This is a genomic window from Methylomagnum sp., assembly GCF_054333355.1.
In genome coordinates this window covers 1-17,351 of record NZ_JBTEKS010000052.1, presented here as the reverse complement: position 1 = coordinate 17,351, position 17,351 = coordinate 1, and the positions used below count along the sequence as shown (strand labels likewise).

The following is a 17,351-nucleotide window of genomic DNA, read 5'->3' as shown; positions in this document are numbered from 1 at the left end:
GACTTCGATGGCGATCATGTCAGGCCTTCCGATATAGCTCGGCGCCGTTCTTGACGAATTCGATGGCCTTGACCTCCATGCCCTGGCGCAGCGCGTTCACTTCGCTCATGCCGTGGGCCGCGGCGTAGTCGCGCACTTCCTGGGTGATCTTCATCGAGCAGAAATGCGGGCCGCACATGGAGCAGAAATGGGCCAGCTTCGCGCCCTCCTGCGGCAGGGTTTCGTCGTGGAATTCCACCGCCTTCTCCGGGTCCAGCGACAGGTTGAACTGGTCGGCCCAACGGAATTCAAACCGCGCCTTCGACAAAGCATTATCACGGGCCTGCGCACCGGGATGGCCCTTGCCCAAATCGGCGGCGTGGGCGGCGATTTTGTAGGCGACGATGCCGTCCCGCACGTCCTGCTTGTTGGGTAGCCCTAAATGCTCCTTCGGCGTCACGTAGCACAGCATGGCCGTGCCGTACCAGCCGATCATCGCCGCGCCGATGGCGGAAGTGATGTGGTCGTAGCCGGGCGCAATGTCCGTCGTCAGCGGGCCGAGCGTGTAGAACGGCGCTTCGTGGCAGTGCTTCAGCTGCTCGTCCATGTTGGCCTTGATCATGTGCATCGGCACATGGCCCGGCCCTTCGATCATCACCTGCACGTCATGCTTCCAAGCGATTTGGGTCAGTTCGCCCAAGGTGCGGAGTTCGGCGAATTGCGCCTCGTCGTTGGCGTCGGCGATGGAGCCGGGCCGCAAGCCGTCGCCCAGCGAGAAGGCCACATCGTAAGCCTTCATGATTTCGCAGATGTCCTCGAAATGGGTGTAGAGGAAGCTTTCCTTGTGATGGGCCAAACACCACTTCGCCATGATCGAGCCGCCCCGCGACACGATGCCGGTCACGCGCTTGGCGGTCAGCGGGATGAACGGCAGGCGGATACCGGCGTGAATGGTGAAGTAGTCCACGCCCTGCTCGGCCTGTTCGATCAGCGTGTCGCGGAAGATTTCCCAGGTCAGGTCTTCGGCCTTGCCGTTGACCTTTTCCAGGGCTTGGTAAATCGGCACCGTGCCGATGGGCACCGGCGAATTGCGGATGATCCACTCGCGGGTTTCGTGGATGTTCTTGCCGGTGGAGAGGTCCATCACCGTGTCGCCGCCCCAGCGGATCGACCACAGCATCTTCTCCACTTCCTCCTCGATGGAGGAGGTGACGGCGGAATTGCCCAGGTTGCAATTGATCTTCACCAGGAAGTTGCGGCCAATAATCATCGGCTCGGATTCCGGGTGGTTGATGTTGTTGGGGATGATGGCCCTTCCCTTCGCCACTTCGTCGCGGACGAATTCCGGAGTGATGATTTTCGGGATGGCCGCGCCGAAGGATTCGCCGGGATGCTGGAACTTGTACATCTCGGCCAGGGCTTCCAGCTTCTGGTTCTCCCGAATCGCGATGTATTCCATTTCCGGCGTGATGATGCCCTGCCGGGCGTAGTGCATCTGGGTCACATTGGCGCCGGGCTTGGCGACGCGGGGCTTCTGGATATGCTCGAAGCGCAGGGCGCTCAAGGCGGGATCGTGCTGGCGTTGGGTGCCGTACTCGGAACTTGGGCCGTCCAGTTCCACCGTGTCGCCGCGCTCTTCAATCCAGCCCGCCCGGAGCGCCGGGAGGCCGTGGCGGAGATCAATCTCCACCGCCGGGTCGGTGTAGGGGCCGGAGGTGTCGTAGATATAAACCGGCGGGTTGGTCTCGGCGCCGAAGCCGGTGGGGGTGGCGGATTGGCTGACTTTCCGCATCGGCACGCGGAGGTCCGGGCGGCTGCCCTGGACGTAGACTTTCTCGGACGCGGCGAAGGGTTTGATGGACGCCCGCTTGGCGGTCACGGCGTCGTGTAGTTGGGTGTCTGCGGGGATGGCGCTCATCGCTTTCTCCTGGGGGTTGAGCGGGGAAAGATGGCGCGGGAAAGAGGGTCCAAACGGCGGAAACCGGAACGAGTCCGATATTACCCCAGGACAGGCTTTCCTACGCCGGTATTAACCGGGTCAGGTTCAAAGGGTGTGTCTCAGCCCCGCCATTTTCGGCGGGGCACCCCTAGCCCTACGGATGGGTGCCTAAGCTAAAACAAGCGGCCCGGTTTGGCAAGGCGAAGCGGGGATGCATTCAATCCAAACCAATGATTGGATGGGGGAAAACCACCTTTCAGATACACCATGACCGGGGTAACTGCCCAAGCCAAATTCGGCTGATGGGTGCTTTCTTGAAACCATCAATTATTAGTATCGGCCATGCACCATTCCGGGAGGCACAGGAAAATCCGATTGGGTGGTGGTACCCACAATAAAGCTGATGCCCATGTTTTGATGCGGTGGTGTCAAGGCAATTAGTGCCGGATATTTGCCCTTCCTAGAGAGGGCGGTGGTTGTAAGTTTCTTTGCTAACTTAACGCATAACCAGCTTCGATATATGGGTATTCGGGGCTAGCCATCAAAATTTCCCCTAACAAAGGCTATGCGGTTATGACTAAGCTAAATAAACCGACAGGCTGTCAAATCAGCCACGCTACTTTATTTCCAATCCTTTTGGGCTTAGCCCTCAATGGAATTGCGGCACCGAGTTTCGCTGATACTCCGCCCGCTTCGGTGCCATTGCTTGTCTATGGCGACGCCCTGCAAAACGGATTCACCAGCAATCAATGGCAGGACGGGACAAACGATTGCATTTTGAATCTTGCCTATACCGGCAACAAAGCCAGTGGCGCTAATTCCGCCGAACTTAGCCTTAATCATTACTGCACGGTTTTCTTCACCCAACCGGGGTACTGGGATGCGGGGACTTACATCGGCGGTTTCGATGTTGGCGGTTATTCTTACCTAGAGTTTGACTTGTACGCGATGTCGCCAGCGCAGGCGACGTTTGGTATTTCTCTGGCTCCCAACTTCTGGTCCACTACCGGTAGCCAAGTGCTGATCGAGAACTATGTCGTACCAGCCAGTCAGTGGCAACACGTCAAAATACCCATGAGTGATTTCAGCTTGTTATCCGGTACTTTGGTGGAAGGGTTGCAATTGCGGAATAACGATTGGCAGACCAATAACAATGTCTACGGGCATGTATTAATCGACAATATCTCCTTCACGCCCAACCTTGATCCACCGACGGTGACCTCGGTGAGCGGCGGCGATTTGAAGCACATCAAGATTTCTTTCAGCAAGCAGGTCGATCCTGCCACAGCCGCCATTCTAGGCAATTACGCCATCGGCTCTGCTCAGGATGGGGCTTATGCCACGCCTTTGGCACCGCAAAGCGTCAGTATCTCCCCGGATAAAATCAGCGTGATACTGACGGTGCCAACCCGTCTGCAATCCGGCAATTTGTACCAATTGGTCCTGAAGAATATTGCCGACCGACTGACCCCGCCCCATACCCTCGCGGCGAACACCACGGCCAATTTCACGGCGCAATTCAATCCGCTCGCCATCAATATCGACGCCGCCAGCGGCAATCACCCAATTAGCCCGTTGATTTACGGCCTGTCGTTTGCTCCCCCGGCCACGCTGGCGGATTTGAACTTCTCGCTGAATCGGCAAGGGGGTAATCGGGCCAGCACCTATAACTGGCTGGAGAATGCCGACAATACCGCCAGCGACTGGTTTTTCGAGAGCATCTCCGAGACGGGGGATGGCGTTCCGGCGGGCTTGATCGACGGCATGGTAAACGATAATAAAAGCAGTGGATCGGACTCTATTATTACTATTCCAACCACGGGCTGGGTTGCCAAGTTGGCACCGGATCGGAGTAAATTAGCCAGCTATTCCCAAACCAAATACGGCCCCCAAACCCAGGCCGATAACGATTGGTTCCCGGATGCGGGCAATGGCATGTTGCAAAGCACTGGGCTAAGGATTATCGGCAACGATCCAAACGATGCCTATGTGCCCTCGGATGTGAGTTTTCAGAGCGGTTTCGTCAATTATTTAATCGGGCAGTGGGGACCGGCCCAATCTGGTGGCGTGAAGTTTTATTCCATGGATAACGAGCCGGGTATCTGGTCATCCACCCATGTGGATATTCATCCCATTGGTCCGACCATGGAGGAGATCAGGGACAAAACCCTCGCCTACGGCACCATGGTGAAGCAACAAGACCCTAGCGCCCAAGTAATCGGCCCGGAGGAGGATGGCTGGACCCGGTTCTTGCTGAGTGGTTACGATAGCGATTGGGGTAGCGCCCATGGTTGGGATATGGCGAGTATGCCAGACCGGTCGGCCCATGGCGGTATGGATTACGTCCCTTGGCTATTGGATCAATTGCGCCAGAACAATCAGGCCACAGGCCATCGGGTGCTGGATATACTCACCCTGCATTGGTATCCACAAAGCGGCGAGTATTATCCGGGCGGGATTAGTCCTAATATGATGCTCATGCGGAACCGCTCCACCCGATCACTTTGGGATCCTAATTACACCGACGAAAGCTGGATAAACGAAAAGGTTTATCTGATTCCCCGGATGAAGCAATGGGTCAACCAATACTATCCGGGCACCAAGGTGGGCATCACGGAATATAACTGGGGCGCCGAAAATAGCATCAATGGTGCCACGACCCTGGCGGACATACTGGGGATATTCGGGCGGGAGGGGCTGGATATGGCGACTTATTGGACGGCACCCGCTGCCGGTACGTCGGCTTATCAGGCAATGAAGCTCTATCGGAATTACGATGGTGCCAAATCCACCTTCGGCGATACCAGCGTGTCCGACGTGGTGCCGAACCCGGATCAAATTTCCTCATTCGCGGCGCTACGGACCAGTGATGGCGCACTCACCATCATGGTCATCAATAAGCAACTGGCGACGGATACCGCCGTGGTTTTCAACGTGAGCCATTTCTCCGGCTCGGGTTCCGCCAAGGCGTATCAACTGACTTCCGCCGGGACGATCACCAACCTGGGCAATTGTCCCTACCAAAACGGTTCGCTGGAAGCCTATCTGCCGGCACAAAGCGTGACCCTGTTCGTCATTCCGCCGGTCACTGCCCTGTCGCCCAGTCAGGTTGCCACCACCACGTCGGGGCTGGTGTTTAGCCGGGTCAGCCAGACCTTCAATGGCACGGTGACGGTGAAGAACATCGGCGGTGGCACCTTGACCGGTCCCTTCCAAATCGTTTTCACAGGGCTAACCGGCGGCGTGTCCCTGGTAAACCCGACGGGCGGCTTCTCCGGGTCGTCCTACTTGACGGTGCCCGGCGTGAGCAGCCTCGCCCCCGGCCAGTCCGCCACGGTAAGCGCGAAGTTCAACAATCCGGCGAAGGGTGCTATTCATTTCACCCCAGCCATCTACACAGGGAGCCTCAACTAATGAACAGCTCAACACACCTCCTCTTCGCGGCCCTGCTCGGTTTCGCTTCGCTGGCTTCGGCCAACACGGTGTCCTATCAGGTGAGCGTGGACACATCGAGCCTGTCGGGCGACGGTTCGCTGGATTTCCAGTTCAATCCCGGTGCTTTGGATAGCCAGAGCGCCACGCTGCAAATCCTAAACTTTTCCACGGATGGCGCATTGCTGCCCGGCCCCGCGCTGAGCGGCAATGTGAGTGGCAACCTGCCGACCACCCTCACCTTCGATAACGGAGGCGCTTTCAACGACTACTTCCAGGGCATCACCTACGGCTCAACGCTGTCGTTCCAGGTGGACCTGTCCGGCCCCGCCGTGGATGCGCCCGATGGGGTGGCGACCTCCGGCAGCGCGTTCGCATTCAGCCTGTTCTCCGATACGGCGGGCACGGTTCCGGCCCTGACGACCGATCTGACCAACGGCTCCGCTCTCACCGTGGACTTGGGTCTCAACGGCGCCACCTCCGTCACCAATTTCAGTGACGCGACGACGGTGGCCGCCGTGCCGATCCCCGCCACGGTCTGGCTGTTCGGCTCGGCCCTGGCGGGGTTGGGGATTATCGGCAAGCGTCGTCAACCGTCCTGACGGCATTGCGCCGGGGCTTGCGCGGTGGGGGCGACACATTCGCCCCTACCCTAGCGGCTGGCTGTATCGAACATGGTTGGCGGTCGCTATAACTTAGGCGATTTCCGAAAATGCTTGTCACCGTTGATCTGGATGTAGGATGGGTAGAGCGTACTCGCGAAACCCATCGAGCCGGAGACAGGGTGATGGGTTTCGCTTCGCTCTACCCATCCCACAGGTATGTCTTTTCCTGGAAATCGCCTTAGCTTGATTAAGAGGATTCCTTAGCCAATTCAGACACATCATCATTCCGGCCAGCGCTGAAATCAGTTCGGCGGGCGCGGGAGGCTCGTCAATCTCTCCACAAACCTTCTGTCGCGGCCTCATGCTCACCGGCAGCGTGCTGGGCTTCTGCTTCATCCCCGACCGCCAACGCGCCGCCCTCGCGGCGGAACTCGCCTCTTACCACAAAGTCCCAAAAAGCAAACAAACCGCCATCCGCCGCCGGGTGGCCCGCTGGATCGTGTTCGGACGCACGCTCAACTGGCTGGTGGGGCGCATCGCCGCGTTCGTCTGGCTGTTCGCGGAAGGCGGGCTGGCAGGCGTGGTGGCGAATGCGGCCTAGGCTGGGATCGACACCGCGGAATGGCTGGGCAAGGCGGTGTTGGGGGAATTGAGCGGAAACCGACCGCGAAATTAGGGCGTTTTTCGCACGAGTAAATGATGTAGGGCACGCTGTGCGTAACATCCCCGTCGGTAGGTAGGCACAGCGTACCCTACATTCTTCACTCTTCTTGGATAACCCCATGAACTGGCAACACCACATCACCACCGATCCCACCCTCTGCCCCGGCAAACCCTGCATCAAAGGCACCCGCGTGTTGGTTTCCGTCATCCTCGACAACCTGGCCATAGGTGAAAGTCAGGAAGACATCATGCGGGGCTATCACATCCAAACCGACGACATCCGGGCGGCCTTCGCCTACGCCACTGACGATGAGCGCCAAGTGCGTATCAGAGGCGACGGGTGAATCCAAGCACCATGGTGGCAGTGCTAATCTCGCCGATTCTGCTTTGTTTTTCAATGGTGTAAGCTATGCCCCCTTCATTCCCTGCGTCCAACCAGCGCCTTTGAGCGCGTCCAACCTCATGTTTTTCTCCGAATCCTTCGACGTTATCGTCATCGGCGGCGGCCACGCCGGGACCGAAGCGGCTCTAGCTTCCGCCCGCGCTGGCTGCAAGACCCTGTTGCTTACCCAGAACATCGAGACCCTCGGCCAGATGAGTTGCAACCCCGCCATCGGCGGCATCGGCAAGGGCCATCTGGTGAAGGAAATCGACGCCTTGGGCGGCTTCATGGCGCAAGCCGCCGACCGGGCCGGTATCCATTTCCGTATTCTTAACGCCAGCAAGGGACCGGCGGTGCGGGCCACCCGCGCCCAGGCCGACCGCGCTTTATATAAAGCCGTGGTGCGCCGTAAGCTGGAAACCCAGCGCAACCTGTCCCTGTTCCAGCAGCAGGCGGCCGACCTGATCGTCGAGGATGGCCGGGCGGCGGGCGTGGTGACGCAGATGGGCCTGAAATTCCGGGCGCGGTGCGTGGTGCTGACGGTGGGCACCTTCCTGGCCGGGCGCATCCACATCGGGCTGGAGAATTACGAAGGGGGCAGGGCCGGGGACTTGCCGTCCAATGCCTTGGCGGCGCGGCTACGCGAATTGCCGTTCCGGGTCAGCCGCCTCAAGACCGGCACGCCGCCCCGCATCGACGGGCGGAGCCTGGATTATTCGGTGATGGAGGCCCAGCCGGGCGACGAGCCGGTGCCGGTGTTCTCCTTCCTCGGCCAGCGCGAGGAGCATCCCCGCCAGACCGCTTGCTTCATCACCCGCACCAATGGCCGCACCCACGACATCATCCGGGGCGGGTTGGACCGCTCACCCATGTACACCGGCGTCATCGAAGGGGTGGGGCCACGCTATTGCCCGTCCATCGAGGACAAGATCGTGCGTTTCGCGGGGAAGGACTCCCACCAGATTTTCGTCGAGCCGGAAGGACTGGAAACTCACGAAATCTATCCCAACGGCATTTCCACCAGCCTGCCGTTCGACATCCAGTACGCGCTGGTGCGGTCGATCCGGGGTTTCGAGAACGCCCACATCACCCGGCCCGGTTACGCCATCGAATACGACTTCTTCGATCCCCGCGATTTGAAAGCCTCGCTGGAAACCAAGCACCTGGACAGCCTGTTCTTCGCCGGGCAGATCAACGGCACGACAGGCTACGAGGAGGCGGCGGCGCAAGGCTTGATCGCCGGACTCAACGCGGCCCGGAAGGCGCAGGACTTGGAGGCATGGTCGCCGAGCCGCGATGAGGCGTACATCGGGGTGATGATCGACGACCTCATCACCCGGGGCACCGCCGAGCCGTACCGCATGTTCACCAGCCGGGCCGAATACCGGCTGCTGTTGCGGGAGGACAACGCCGATTTGCGCCTGACCCCCAAGGGCCGCGAATTGGGGCTGGTGGATGATGGCCGCTGGCGGCGTTTCGAGGCCAAGCAGGCCACCATCGCGGCGTTGCAAACGGAAATGGCCGGGCGGGAAATCCGCCCCAATTCGCCGGAAGCGCTGGAGTTGGAACCGGCGTTGACCGGGCCGTTGACCCGCGAAGCCAGCCTGATCGAGTTGTTGCGCCGCCCCGAACTGAGCATCGGGCAATTGCGTCCCTATTGCCCCGGCTTGGCCGAAGCGGACGATGAGCAAGCCTTGGAGCAGGTGGAAATTCAGGCCAAATACCAAGGCTACATCGACCGGCAAAGCGCCGAAATCGAGCGAGCGCGGCGCTACGACCATTGGCGGCTGCCGGAACTGATGGATTATTCGAATGTGGTGGGCCTCTCCAATGAAGTCCGGGAAAAGCTCCGCGTGCAGCGCCCGGAAACGGTGGGGCAGGCGGCGCGGATTCCGGGCGTGACGCCGGCGGCGATTTCTTTATTACTGGTTCATTTGAAGAAGAAAAGCGCTTGAAGGACTCCGACGAATTGACCCGCCGTCTGGCGGAAGGGTTAGCCGCGCTAAATGTGCCGACCACACCGGAACAGCGAGGGCGCCTGCTGGCCTACCTCGCGCTGATGCAGAAATGGAACCGCGCCTACAGCCTCACCGCCATCCGCGACCTGCCGACGGCGGTGGATTTGCACCTGTTGGACAGCCTGACTTTATGGCCGTATCTCCATGGTGCCTCGGTGCTGGATGTGGGCACGGGTGCCGGGTTGCCGGGCATCCCCTTGGCGATAACCACCCCGGAAAAGTCCTTCACCCTGCTGGACAGCAACGCCAAGAAGACCCGCTTCGTGCAACAGGCCATTATCGAACTGGGCCTTAAAAACGTGGACGTCATCACGGCGCGGGTGGAACAATACCGGCCTGAATCAAGGTTCGATACCGTGTTGGCGCGGGCCTTCGCCAGCCTCGACGCCATCGTGGCGGGCACGGCGGGGCTGTTGACGCCTCGGGGCAAAATACTCGCCCAGAAGGGGCAACTGCCCCGCGATGAAATCGAACATATTAAGGATCGTGCCGTTCGGGTCCATCGGCTGGCGATCCCCGGCCTGGATGTCGAGCGGCATCTGATCGAAATCGAATAGCGTCCGACCGAGAGAATAATGGGCAAAATAATCGCGGTAGCGAATCAAAAGGGTGGCGTGGGCAAGACCACCACCAGTGTGAATTTGGCGGCGTCGTTGGCGGCGACCCGGAACCGGGTGCTGCTGGTCGATCTGGACCCGCAGGGCAACGCCACCACTGGCTGCGGCGTGAACAAGAAGGCGCTGACGGTGTCGGCCTACGACATGCTGGCGGGGCACGCGGAGGCGCGTCAAGCCATCATCCCGTTGCCGGACATCGGCCCGGACTTGCTGCCGGGCAACGCGGACCTGACCGCCGTCCAGGTGGACCTGATGCAGCAGCCGAACCGGGAGCGGGTGCTGGCGGCGGCGCTGGCGGTGTGCCGTAGCGAATACCAGTACATCGTCATTGACTGCCCGCCTTCCCTGAACATCCTGACCCTCAACGCCCTGGTGGCGGCGGACAGCGTGCTGATTCCCGTGCAGTGCGAGTATTACGCGCTTGAAGGGCTGTCGGACTTGATGGATACCCTGCGGAATATCCGGGCAACGGTGAATCCCGACTTGCGCATTGAGGGCTTGCTGCGCACGATGCACGACACCCGCAGCCGCTTGGCGATTGAGGTGTCGCGGCAATTGATCGAGCATTTCAGCGATCAAGTCTTCCGCACGGTCATCCCCCGCAATATCCGCTTGGCGGAAGCGCCCAGCCACGGCCTGCCCGCCGTGAAGTACGATAAATCCTCAAAGGGCGCTATCGCCTATCTGGCTCTAGCCGGTGAAATTGTGCGGCGCAATCAGAAACCCAAATCCAAGACCGCCGCTTAACCGACACCCATGACGAATATCAATGCGAAAAAACGCGGCTTGGGCCGGGGACTCGATGCGCTCTTAGGCGACGCCCGGCTGGACCGGCTAGACACGGCCTCCGACAAACTGCGGATACTGGCAATTGAGCGCCTCAAACCCAGCCGTTTCCAACCCCGCAAGGAGATTGACCCGACCCGGCTTCAGGAATTGGCCGATTCCATCAGCGCCCAGGGCGTGGTGCAGCCGGTGGTGGCCCGCGAAACCGAGGCCGGGCGCTTTGAAATCATCGCTGGTGAACGCCGCTGGCGGGCCGCGCAACTGGCGGGGCTGCACGAGTTGCCGGTGGTGGTCCGGGACGTTTCCGACCAGGCCGCGCTGGCCATCGCCCTCATCGAGAATATCCAGCGGGAAGACCTCAATCCTCTGGAGGAAGCGGCGGCGCTCAAGCGGCTGGCCGAGGAATACGGGATGACCCACCAGCAGCTCGCCGACGCCGTGGGCAAGGCGCGGGCCACTGTGACCAATTTACTAAGGCTCAATGAACTGCATCCAGAAGCGAAGCAATTGCTCCTGACAGGCGCGCTTGAAATGGGGCATGCCCGCGCTTTGCTGGGTTTGGACTTGGATTCCCAAGCGTCAGTGGCCCGCAAAGTGGCGGCCAATAAGCTGACCGTTAGAGCCACCGAAATGCTGGTCCAAGCCTTGCGCGACGGGCCAAAAGCCACGCCGCGCACGGATAAAGACCCCGATATCCGGCGTTTGGAAGACGATATTTCCAGCCGCATTGGGTCGCCGGTACTCATCCGTCACGGCAAGAAGGGCACGGGACAATTGATTATCAAGTATGACAGCCTAGATCAACTGGAAGGGGTACTTGAGCGTCTGCGATGAAACTTCCATCGTTGATCCACAAAGTTATTGCTGTTACCATGCGGTGGTATTTAAGTAAGGGAACCGGACGGTCGTGAAGCGACTGTTTTCTGCTGTCCGATGGATTCTCGCGGCGCAGGTTTCTGTGATCGCGCTGATTACCCTTTCGTGTTGGATTGTTTGGGATTGGCCGATGGCCCGCTCCGCCTTGCTGGGCGGGGTAACGGCGTTTCTGCCAAACCTTTATTTCGCCGCCCGGTTCGGGTTTTCCAATCCCGCGCTGACGGCCAAGCAGATAGTTCGAATATTTTACCTGGGCGAAACAATAAAGTTAATCACAACCGCCCTGTTATTCGTTTTAATATTCCAGCTACCTGATATAAGATTCCTGCCCTTATTCACCAGCTTCACGTTGGTGTTAATGGTTTTTTGGTTCGCGCTATTGGTGCGCGGCGCAGATTATAGCGAGTGAGGAATATGGCAAGCGAAGCACATGGTGGCGGCGGTGCTACCGGTTATATCGTTCACCACCTGACGCCCCTGTCGGTCGGCGAAGGGTTCTGGACCTTCCATCTGGATACCCTGTTTTTTTCCGCTTTCCTCGGGATCGTGTTCCTGATTGTGTTCCGCAAGGCCGCTGAAAAAGCCACGGCTGGCATCCCCGGCCCGCTTCAGAATTTCGCGGAAATGCTCGTCGAATTCGTCGACACCCAGGTCAAGGATGCCTTCCACGGCAAGAACGCCGTCATCGCCCCGCTGTCCCTGACCATTTTCGTGTGGATTTGGCTCATGAATTTCATGGACCTCATCCCAGTCGATCTTTTCCCCTTGATTGGTTCGGCAGTGGGTCTTGAATACCTGCGCGTGGTGCCCAGCACCGACTTGAACGCCACTTTCGGCATGTCGATTTCGGTGTTCTTCCTGATTATCTTCTATAGCATCAAGGCCAAGGGTGTTATCGGCTTTTCCAAGGAAATGCTGCTTAGCCCCTTCGGCAAATGGATGATTCCTTTCAACCTGCTGCTGAAGTTGGTGGAAGAAATCGCCCGGCCCATCTCTCTCGCCCTTCGTCTCTTCGGCAACATGTACGCGGGCGAATTGATCTTCATCCTGATCGCGCTGCTGCCTTGGTTTATCCAGCCGATACTCAGCTTCCCTTGGGCCGTGTTCCACATCCTGATTATTACGCTGCAAGCTTTCATTTTCATGGTGTTGACCATTGTGTATCTGAGCTTGGCCCACGAAGACCATTAATCTTTAAACCCACCCCGTCAACTTACCCTCGTTATATTTCGGAGGAACAATGGAAATCGCATCTATCGCTAGCGTTCAAGGTCTGACCGCCATCGCTGTCGGCATCATCCTCGGCATGGGTGCCCTCGGCACCGCCATCGGCTTCGGTCTGCTCGGCGGCAAATTCCTGGAAGGCGCCGCTCGCCAGCCAGAAATGGTTCCGATGCTGCAAGTCAAGATGTTCATCGTCGCGGGTCTGCTGGACGCCGTGACCATGATCGGTGTCGGTCTGGCCCTGTTCTTCACTTTCGCCAACCCGTTCCTGTCGGCCCTCAAGGGTTAATCGCCACCGTAAAAACGGTGCCTACGGCTAATCAATACAAGAGGATAGCGCTGTGAGTATTAACGCCACTTTGCTCGGCCAGATGATCACGTTCGCACTTCTGGTGTGGTTCACCATGAAGTACGTGTGGCCACCCCTGATGCAGGCCATGGAGGAGCGCAAGAAGAAAATCGCCGACGGTCTGGCGGCCGGGGAAAAAGGCAAGCACGAGATGGAGTTGGCCGAGAAGCGCGCTACCAACGTGTTGCGGGAAGCCAAGGATCAAGCCGCCGACATCGTGAGCCGGGCACAAAAGCAGGCTGGCGAGCATATCGACGAATCCAAGCAGGTGGCGAAGCAGGAAGGCGACCGGATCAAAACCGCCGCCCTGGCCGAAGTGGATCGTGAAATCCAGAAAGCCAAGGAAGGGCTGCGCCAACAGGTCGCCATCTTGGCGGTCGATGCGGCCCAGCAAATCCTGCAAAAGGAAGTCGATCAGGACAAGCACAAAGACATCATCGAAAACCTAGGTAAGCAACTGGGTCAAGCCTAATGAGCGAACTAACGACATTGGCTCGGCCCTACGCGGTAGCGGCTTACAACAGGGCCAAAGAAACCGGGACGACCCAACAATGGGCAGATGCGCTCGCTTTCCTATCCGTGGTGATGGGTAACGAGCAAGTCGTGCAGGCGGCGACCAATCCGAAAGCCAAGCGGGCGGACTTTACGACGGCTTTTCTCGATCTTTGCCAAGGACACTTGGATGCCGAAGCGGAAAACTTCGTTCGTCTGTTGATCCAGAACCACCGCTTGGATCTGGTCAAGCAGATTGCCGAGTTATTCGAGGCATATAAGGCCGAGGCCGAAGGGTATGTCGATGCCGATGTCACCACGGCGTATGCCCTCGACGACAACGAGTGGAAAACGCTGGAGTCGGTCATCGGGCGGTATCTAAACAAGCAGGCCCGTTTGCGGGTGTTCGTCGATAACAGCCTGATCGGCGGCGTGTATATCCGGGCCGGCGACCGTGTCATCGACGCTTCCGTGCGCGGCCAGATCGAGCGATTGGCAAAGAGACTCTGGAATTAGAGCGAGAAAAGAATCATGCAGCTTAATCCATCCGAAATCAGTGAACTCATCAAGTCCCGCATATCGAGTTTCGATCTGGGCGTTGAGTCACGCACCGAAGGCACGATTGTCAGTCTGACCGACGGCATCGTGCGCGTCCATGGCCTGACCGATGTCATGCAGGGCGAAATGGTTGAATTCCCCGGCAATACCTACGGCATGGCCCTTAACCTGGAGCGCGACTCCGTGGGCGCCGTGGTGTTGGGTGCCTACGAGCATCTGGCGGAAGGCGACACCGTGCGTTGTACGGGCCGCATTCTGGACGTGCCGGTCGGCGAAGCTCTGCTGGGCCGCGTCGTGGACGCCTTGGGTCGTCCCATCGACGGCAAAGGCCCGATTGAAGCGGCGGAGCGTTCCCCCATCGAAAAAATCGCGCCCGGCGTAATCGCCCGCGAATCGGTCGGCCAGCCGCTGCAAACCGGCCTCAAGGCTATCGACTCCATGATTCCAGTCGGTCGGGGCCAGCGTGAATTGATTATCGGCGACCGCCAGACCGGCAAGTCCGCCATCGCCGTCGACACGATCATCAACCAGAAGGGCACCGGCGTTAAGTGCATCTACGTCGCGATTGGACAGAAGCAATCGTCCATCGCCAACGTGGTCCGCAAGCTGGAAGAACACGGCGCCTTGGCTCACACCATCATCGTCGCCGCCTCCGCCTCCGAATCCGCCGCGCTGCAATTCATCGCCCCTTATTCCGGCTGCGCCATGGGCGAATACTTCCGCGACAAGGGCGAAGACGCACTCATCATTTATGATGACTTGACCAAGCAGGCGTGGGCCTACCGTCAGATTTCCCTGCTGCTGCGCCGGCCGCCGGGCCGCGAAGCGTACCCCGGCGACGTGTTCTACCTGCACTCCCGTTTGCTGGAACGCGCCTCCCGCATCAACGCCGACGAGGTCGCCAAGCTGACCAATGGCGCGGTGACGGGCAGGACCGGCTCGCTGACCGCCCTCCCGATCATCGAAACCCAGGCTGGCGACGTGTCCGCCTTCGTTCCGACCAACGTGATCTCCATCACCGACGGCCAGATTTACCTAGAAACCAGCCTCTTCAACGCGGGCGTCCGTCCGGCGGTGAATGCGGGTCTGTCGGTGTCTCGCGTCGGCGGCGCGGCCCAGACCAAGATCATCAAGAAGCTGGGCGGCGGTATCCGTCTCGACTTGGCGCAGTTCCGCGAGTTGGCGGCCTTCGCCCAGTTCGCGTCCGACCTCGACGAAGCCACCCGCAAGCAGATCGAACGCGGCCAGCGCGTCACCGAGATCATGAAGCAGAGCCAGTACTCCCCGCTCAGCGTCGCGCAGATGGCGGTATCGCTGTTCGCGGCCAACGAGGGTTTCCTGGATAGCCTGGCCGTGAACAAGGTGCGGGATTTCGAAGACGGGATGCAAGCCTACATGAAGTCCGAACACGCGGACCTGTTGGACAAGATCAACGCGACCGGCGATTACAACGACGAAATCCAGTCCGCCATGCGGGCCGCTGTCACCAAGTACAAAGAAACCCACACCTGGTAAGGTAAATCGATGGCCGTCGGAAAAGAAATCCGCCTGAAGATCACGAGTATCAAGAATACTCAGAAGATCACCCGGGCCATGGAAATGGTGGCCGCCAGCAAGATGCGCAAGACGCAGGACCGGATGCAGGCGACCCGCCCGTATTCCCGGAAGATTGCGCAGATCATCAAGCATCTGGCGACCGCCAACCCTGAGTACAAGCATCCGTTCATGATTGAGCGGGACGTGAAGAAGGTGGGCGTCATCCTGATTTCCTCCGACCGGGGCTTGTGCGGCGGTCTGAACGCCAACCTGTTCCGCTTGGCGTTGCGCCGGATGCGGAGCTGGACCGAGCAAAGCACGGGCGTCAGGCTTTGCACCATCGGGCAGAAGGGCACCGGATTCTTCAATTCCGTCGGCGCCGATGTCGCCGCCCAGGCCACCAAGCTGGGCGACCGGCCCCATCTGGAGAACATCATCGGCGTGATTAAGGTCATGCTCGACGAGTACAACGAAGGCAAGATCGACCAGTTGTACGTGGCGTACAACGAGTTCGTGAACACCATGACCCAGAAGCCGAAGGTGGTGCAATTGCTGCCCATCGCCGCCGAGGACATCCCTAATGGCGGGAAGAAGGGCCAATGGGATTACATTTACGAACCGGACGCCAAGGAAGTGCTGGATCAGTTACTGATCCGCTACGTCGAGTCGCTGGTGTTCCAAGGGCTGGTGGAGAACAACGCCTGCGAACAGGCGGCCCGTATGGTGGCGATGAAGAGCGCATCCGACAATGCCGGCAAACTCATCAAAGAGTTGCAGTTGATCTACAACAAGGCCCGGCAGGCCGCCATCACGCAGGAAATCGCGGAGATCGTGGGCGGCGCGGCGGCGGTTTAATTCGGGTTTGTTGAAGACACACTCAAAAAGCTTTTAACGAGGAAAACAATGAGTTCGGGCAAAATCGTTCAGATCATCGGCGCCGTCGTGGACGTCGAGTTCCCGCGTGAATCCCTGCCGAAAGTCTACGACGCGCTGCGCGTCGAGGAAGCGGGCCTGGTGCTGGAAGTCCAACAACAATTGGGCGACGGCATCGTCAGAACCATCGCCATGGGCAGCACCGACGGCTTGAAGCGCGGCTTGGAAGCCAGCAGCACGGGCGCGGCCATTTCCGTGCCGGTCGGTCGGGCCACCTTGGGCCGCATCATGAACGTCTTGGGCGAACCCATCGACGAGAAGGGTCCGGTCGGCGAAGAAACCCGCTGGGGCATCCACCGCAAGGCGCCGAGCTTCGAGGATCAGGCGGCGGGCAACGAGCTGCTGGAAACCGGCATCAAGGTCATCGACTTGGTGTGTCCTTTCGCCAAGGGCGGTAAGGTCGGCCTGTTCGGCGGCGCGGGCGTGGGCAAGACCGTCAACATGATGGAACTCATCAACAACATCGCGACCCAGCATTCGGGCTTGTCGGTGTTCGCCGGTGTGGGTGAGCGTACCCGCGAAGGCAACGACTTCTATCACGAAATGATCGAAGCCAACGTCATCAACCCGGACGACCTGAACGCCTCCAAAGTGGCCATGGTCTACGGCCAGATGAACGAGCCGCCGGGCAACCGTCTGCGCGTGGCCCTGACCGGCCTGACCATCGCGGAATACTTCCGCGACGAAGGCCGCGACGTGCTGCTGTTCATCGACAACATCTATCGCTACACCCTGGCCGGCACCGAAGTGTCCGCACTGCTGGGCCGTATGCCTTCCGCCGTGGGTTACCAGCCGACGCTGGCCGAAGAGATGGGTCGCCTGCAAGAGCGCATCACCTCGACCAAGGTGGGTTCCATCACCTCGATCCAGGCCGTCTACGTGCCAGCCGATGACTTGACCGACCCGTCACCTGCCACGACCTTCGCCCACCTGGACTCCACCGTGGTGCTGTCGCGTGACAT

Annotated in this window: 17 protein-coding genes and 1 riboswitch; of the genes, 16 read left to right on the top strand and 1 reads right to left on the bottom strand. The window is 59.4% G+C overall.

Annotation, left to right across the window (positions count from 1 at the left end; all coding sequences use genetic code 11):
* Nucleotides 1–19: 19 nt before the first annotated feature.
* Nucleotides 20–1,897 (bottom strand): phosphomethylpyrimidine synthase ThiC, encoded by a 1,878-nt coding sequence (thiC, locus tag ACXWUF_RS06455; protein WP_458493851.1) that lies wholly within the window; start codon nt 1,895–1,897, stop codon nt 20–22.
* 80 nt (nt 1,898–1,977) lie between these two features.
* Nucleotides 1,978–2,078, bottom strand: a riboswitch (TPP riboswitch).
* A 536-nt stretch (nt 2,079–2,614) separates the two neighbouring features.
* Here thiC and ACXWUF_RS06450 point away from each other — a divergent pair.
* The 16 genes from ACXWUF_RS06450 to atpD form a co-directional block, all read left to right on the top strand.
* The gene (locus ACXWUF_RS06450; RefSeq protein ID WP_458493850.1) at nt 2,615–5,332 is read left to right on the top strand and encodes a glycoside hydrolase family 44 protein; all 2,718 of its coding nucleotides are present in this window, start codon (nt 2,615–2,617) and stop codon (nt 5,330–5,332) included.
* Nucleotides 5,332–5,952 carry an NF038129 family PEP-CTERM protein gene (locus tag ACXWUF_RS06445; protein ID WP_458493849.1) on the top strand — a complete coding sequence of 207 codons (621 nt, stop codon included), beginning with the start codon at nt 5,332–5,334 and terminating at the stop codon, nt 5,950–5,952. Before ACXWUF_RS06450 ends, ACXWUF_RS06445 begins: the two co-directional genes overlap by 1 nt.
* Nucleotides 5,953–6,316: 364 nt before the next feature.
* Nucleotides 6,317–6,556 carry a hypothetical protein gene (locus ACXWUF_RS06440; RefSeq protein ID WP_458493848.1) on the top strand — a complete coding sequence of 80 codons (240 nt, stop codon included), beginning with the start codon at nt 6,317–6,319 and terminating at the stop codon, nt 6,554–6,556.
* Nucleotides 6,557–6,737: 181 nt separating this feature from the next.
* Nucleotides 6,738–6,962: a DUF433 domain-containing protein gene (locus ACXWUF_RS06435; protein WP_458493847.1), complete on the top strand. Its 225-nt coding sequence runs from the start codon at nt 6,738–6,740 to the stop codon at nt 6,960–6,962.
* Nucleotides 6,963–7,080: 118 nt separating this feature from the next.
* Nucleotides 7,081–8,955 carry a tRNA uridine-5-carboxymethylaminomethyl(34) synthesis enzyme MnmG gene (gene mnmG / locus ACXWUF_RS06430; protein ID WP_458493846.1) on the top strand — a complete coding sequence of 625 codons (1,875 nt, stop codon included), beginning with the start codon at nt 7,081–7,083 and terminating at the stop codon, nt 8,953–8,955.
* Entirely contained in the window at nt 8,952–9,575 is a 624-nt protein-coding gene (gene rsmG / locus ACXWUF_RS06425; RefSeq protein ID WP_458493845.1) for a 16S rRNA (guanine(527)-N(7))-methyltransferase RsmG, read from the top strand. The genes mnmG and rsmG overlap by 4 nt, the downstream gene beginning before the upstream one ends.
* Before the next feature lie 18 nt (nt 9,576–9,593).
* Entirely contained in the window at nt 9,594–10,382 is a 789-nt protein-coding gene (locus ACXWUF_RS06420) for a ParA family protein (RefSeq protein WP_458493844.1), read from the top strand.
* Nucleotides 10,383–10,391: 9 nt separating this feature from the next.
* Nucleotides 10,392–11,255 carry a ParB/RepB/Spo0J family partition protein gene (locus tag ACXWUF_RS06415; protein WP_458493843.1) on the top strand — a complete coding sequence of 288 codons (864 nt, stop codon included), beginning with the start codon at nt 10,392–10,394 and terminating at the stop codon, nt 11,253–11,255.
* A gap of 73 nt (nt 11,256–11,328) precedes the next feature.
* Nucleotides 11,329–11,706, top strand: coding sequence for an ATP synthase subunit I (locus ACXWUF_RS06410; RefSeq protein ID WP_458493842.1), 378 nt, complete (start codon nt 11,329–11,331; stop codon nt 11,704–11,706).
* A 5-nt stretch (nt 11,707–11,711) separates the two neighbouring features.
* Complete coding sequence (gene atpB / locus ACXWUF_RS06405) at nt 11,712–12,488, top strand: F0F1 ATP synthase subunit A (RefSeq protein WP_458493841.1); 777 nt, start codon at nt 11,712–11,714, stop codon at nt 12,486–12,488.
* 49 nt (nt 12,489–12,537) lie between these two features.
* Nucleotides 12,538–12,810: a F0F1 ATP synthase subunit C gene (gene atpE / locus ACXWUF_RS06400; protein ID WP_085209794.1), complete on the top strand. Its 273-nt coding sequence runs from the start codon at nt 12,538–12,540 to the stop codon at nt 12,808–12,810.
* A 52-nt stretch (nt 12,811–12,862) separates the two neighbouring features.
* Nucleotides 12,863–13,342: a F0F1 ATP synthase subunit B gene (locus ACXWUF_RS06395; protein WP_458493840.1), complete on the top strand. Its 480-nt coding sequence runs from the start codon at nt 12,863–12,865 to the stop codon at nt 13,340–13,342.
* Nucleotides 13,342–13,878 (top strand): F0F1 ATP synthase subunit delta, encoded by a 537-nt coding sequence (locus tag ACXWUF_RS06390; protein ID WP_458493839.1) that lies wholly within the window; start codon nt 13,342–13,344, stop codon nt 13,876–13,878. Before ACXWUF_RS06395 ends, ACXWUF_RS06390 begins: the two co-directional genes overlap by 1 nt.
* Before the next feature lie 15 nt (nt 13,879–13,893).
* Nucleotides 13,894–15,435, top strand: coding sequence for a F0F1 ATP synthase subunit alpha (gene atpA, locus ACXWUF_RS06385; protein WP_458493838.1), 1,542 nt, complete (start codon nt 13,894–13,896; stop codon nt 15,433–15,435).
* A gap of 9 nt (nt 15,436–15,444) precedes the next feature.
* Nucleotides 15,445–16,311 (top strand): F0F1 ATP synthase subunit gamma, encoded by an 867-nt coding sequence (gene atpG / locus ACXWUF_RS06380; protein WP_458493837.1) that lies wholly within the window; start codon nt 15,445–15,447, stop codon nt 16,309–16,311.
* A 48-nt stretch (nt 16,312–16,359) separates the two neighbouring features.
* A partial coding sequence (gene atpD, locus ACXWUF_RS06375) for a F0F1 ATP synthase subunit beta (protein WP_458493836.1) occupies nt 16,360–17,351 on the top strand: 992 nt, incomplete at its 3' end.

Coding starts and splice junctions, on each gene's coding strand:
- atpB (WP_458493841.1), top strand. CDS start 11,712: ATGGCAAGCGAAGCACATGGTGGCGGCGGTGCTACCGGTTATATCGTT.
- ACXWUF_RS06435 (WP_458493847.1), top strand. CDS start 6,738: ATGAACTGGCAACACCACATCACCACCGATCCCACCCTCTGCCCCGGC.
- mnmG (WP_458493846.1), top strand. CDS start 7,081: ATGTTTTTCTCCGAATCCTTCGACGTTATCGTCATCGGCGGCGGCCAC.
- ACXWUF_RS06440 (WP_458493848.1), top strand. CDS start 6,317: ATGCTCACCGGCAGCGTGCTGGGCTTCTGCTTCATCCCCGACCGCCAA.
- ACXWUF_RS06445 (WP_458493849.1), top strand. CDS start 5,332: ATGAACAGCTCAACACACCTCCTCTTCGCGGCCCTGCTCGGTTTCGCT.
- atpA (WP_458493838.1), top strand. CDS start 13,894: ATGCAGCTTAATCCATCCGAAATCAGTGAACTCATCAAGTCCCGCATA.
- atpE (WP_085209794.1), top strand. CDS start 12,538: ATGGAAATCGCATCTATCGCTAGCGTTCAAGGTCTGACCGCCATCGCT.
- thiC (WP_458493851.1), bottom strand. CDS start 1,897: ATGAGCGCCATCCCCGCAGACACCCAACTACACGACGCCGTGACCGCC.
- atpG (WP_458493837.1), top strand. CDS start 15,445: ATGGCCGTCGGAAAAGAAATCCGCCTGAAGATCACGAGTATCAAGAAT.
- ACXWUF_RS06390 (WP_458493839.1), top strand. CDS start 13,342: ATGAGCGAACTAACGACATTGGCTCGGCCCTACGCGGTAGCGGCTTAC.
- ACXWUF_RS06415 (WP_458493843.1), top strand. CDS start 10,392: ATGACGAATATCAATGCGAAAAAACGCGGCTTGGGCCGGGGACTCGAT.
- ACXWUF_RS06420 (WP_458493844.1), top strand. CDS start 9,594: ATGGGCAAAATAATCGCGGTAGCGAATCAAAAGGGTGGCGTGGGCAAG.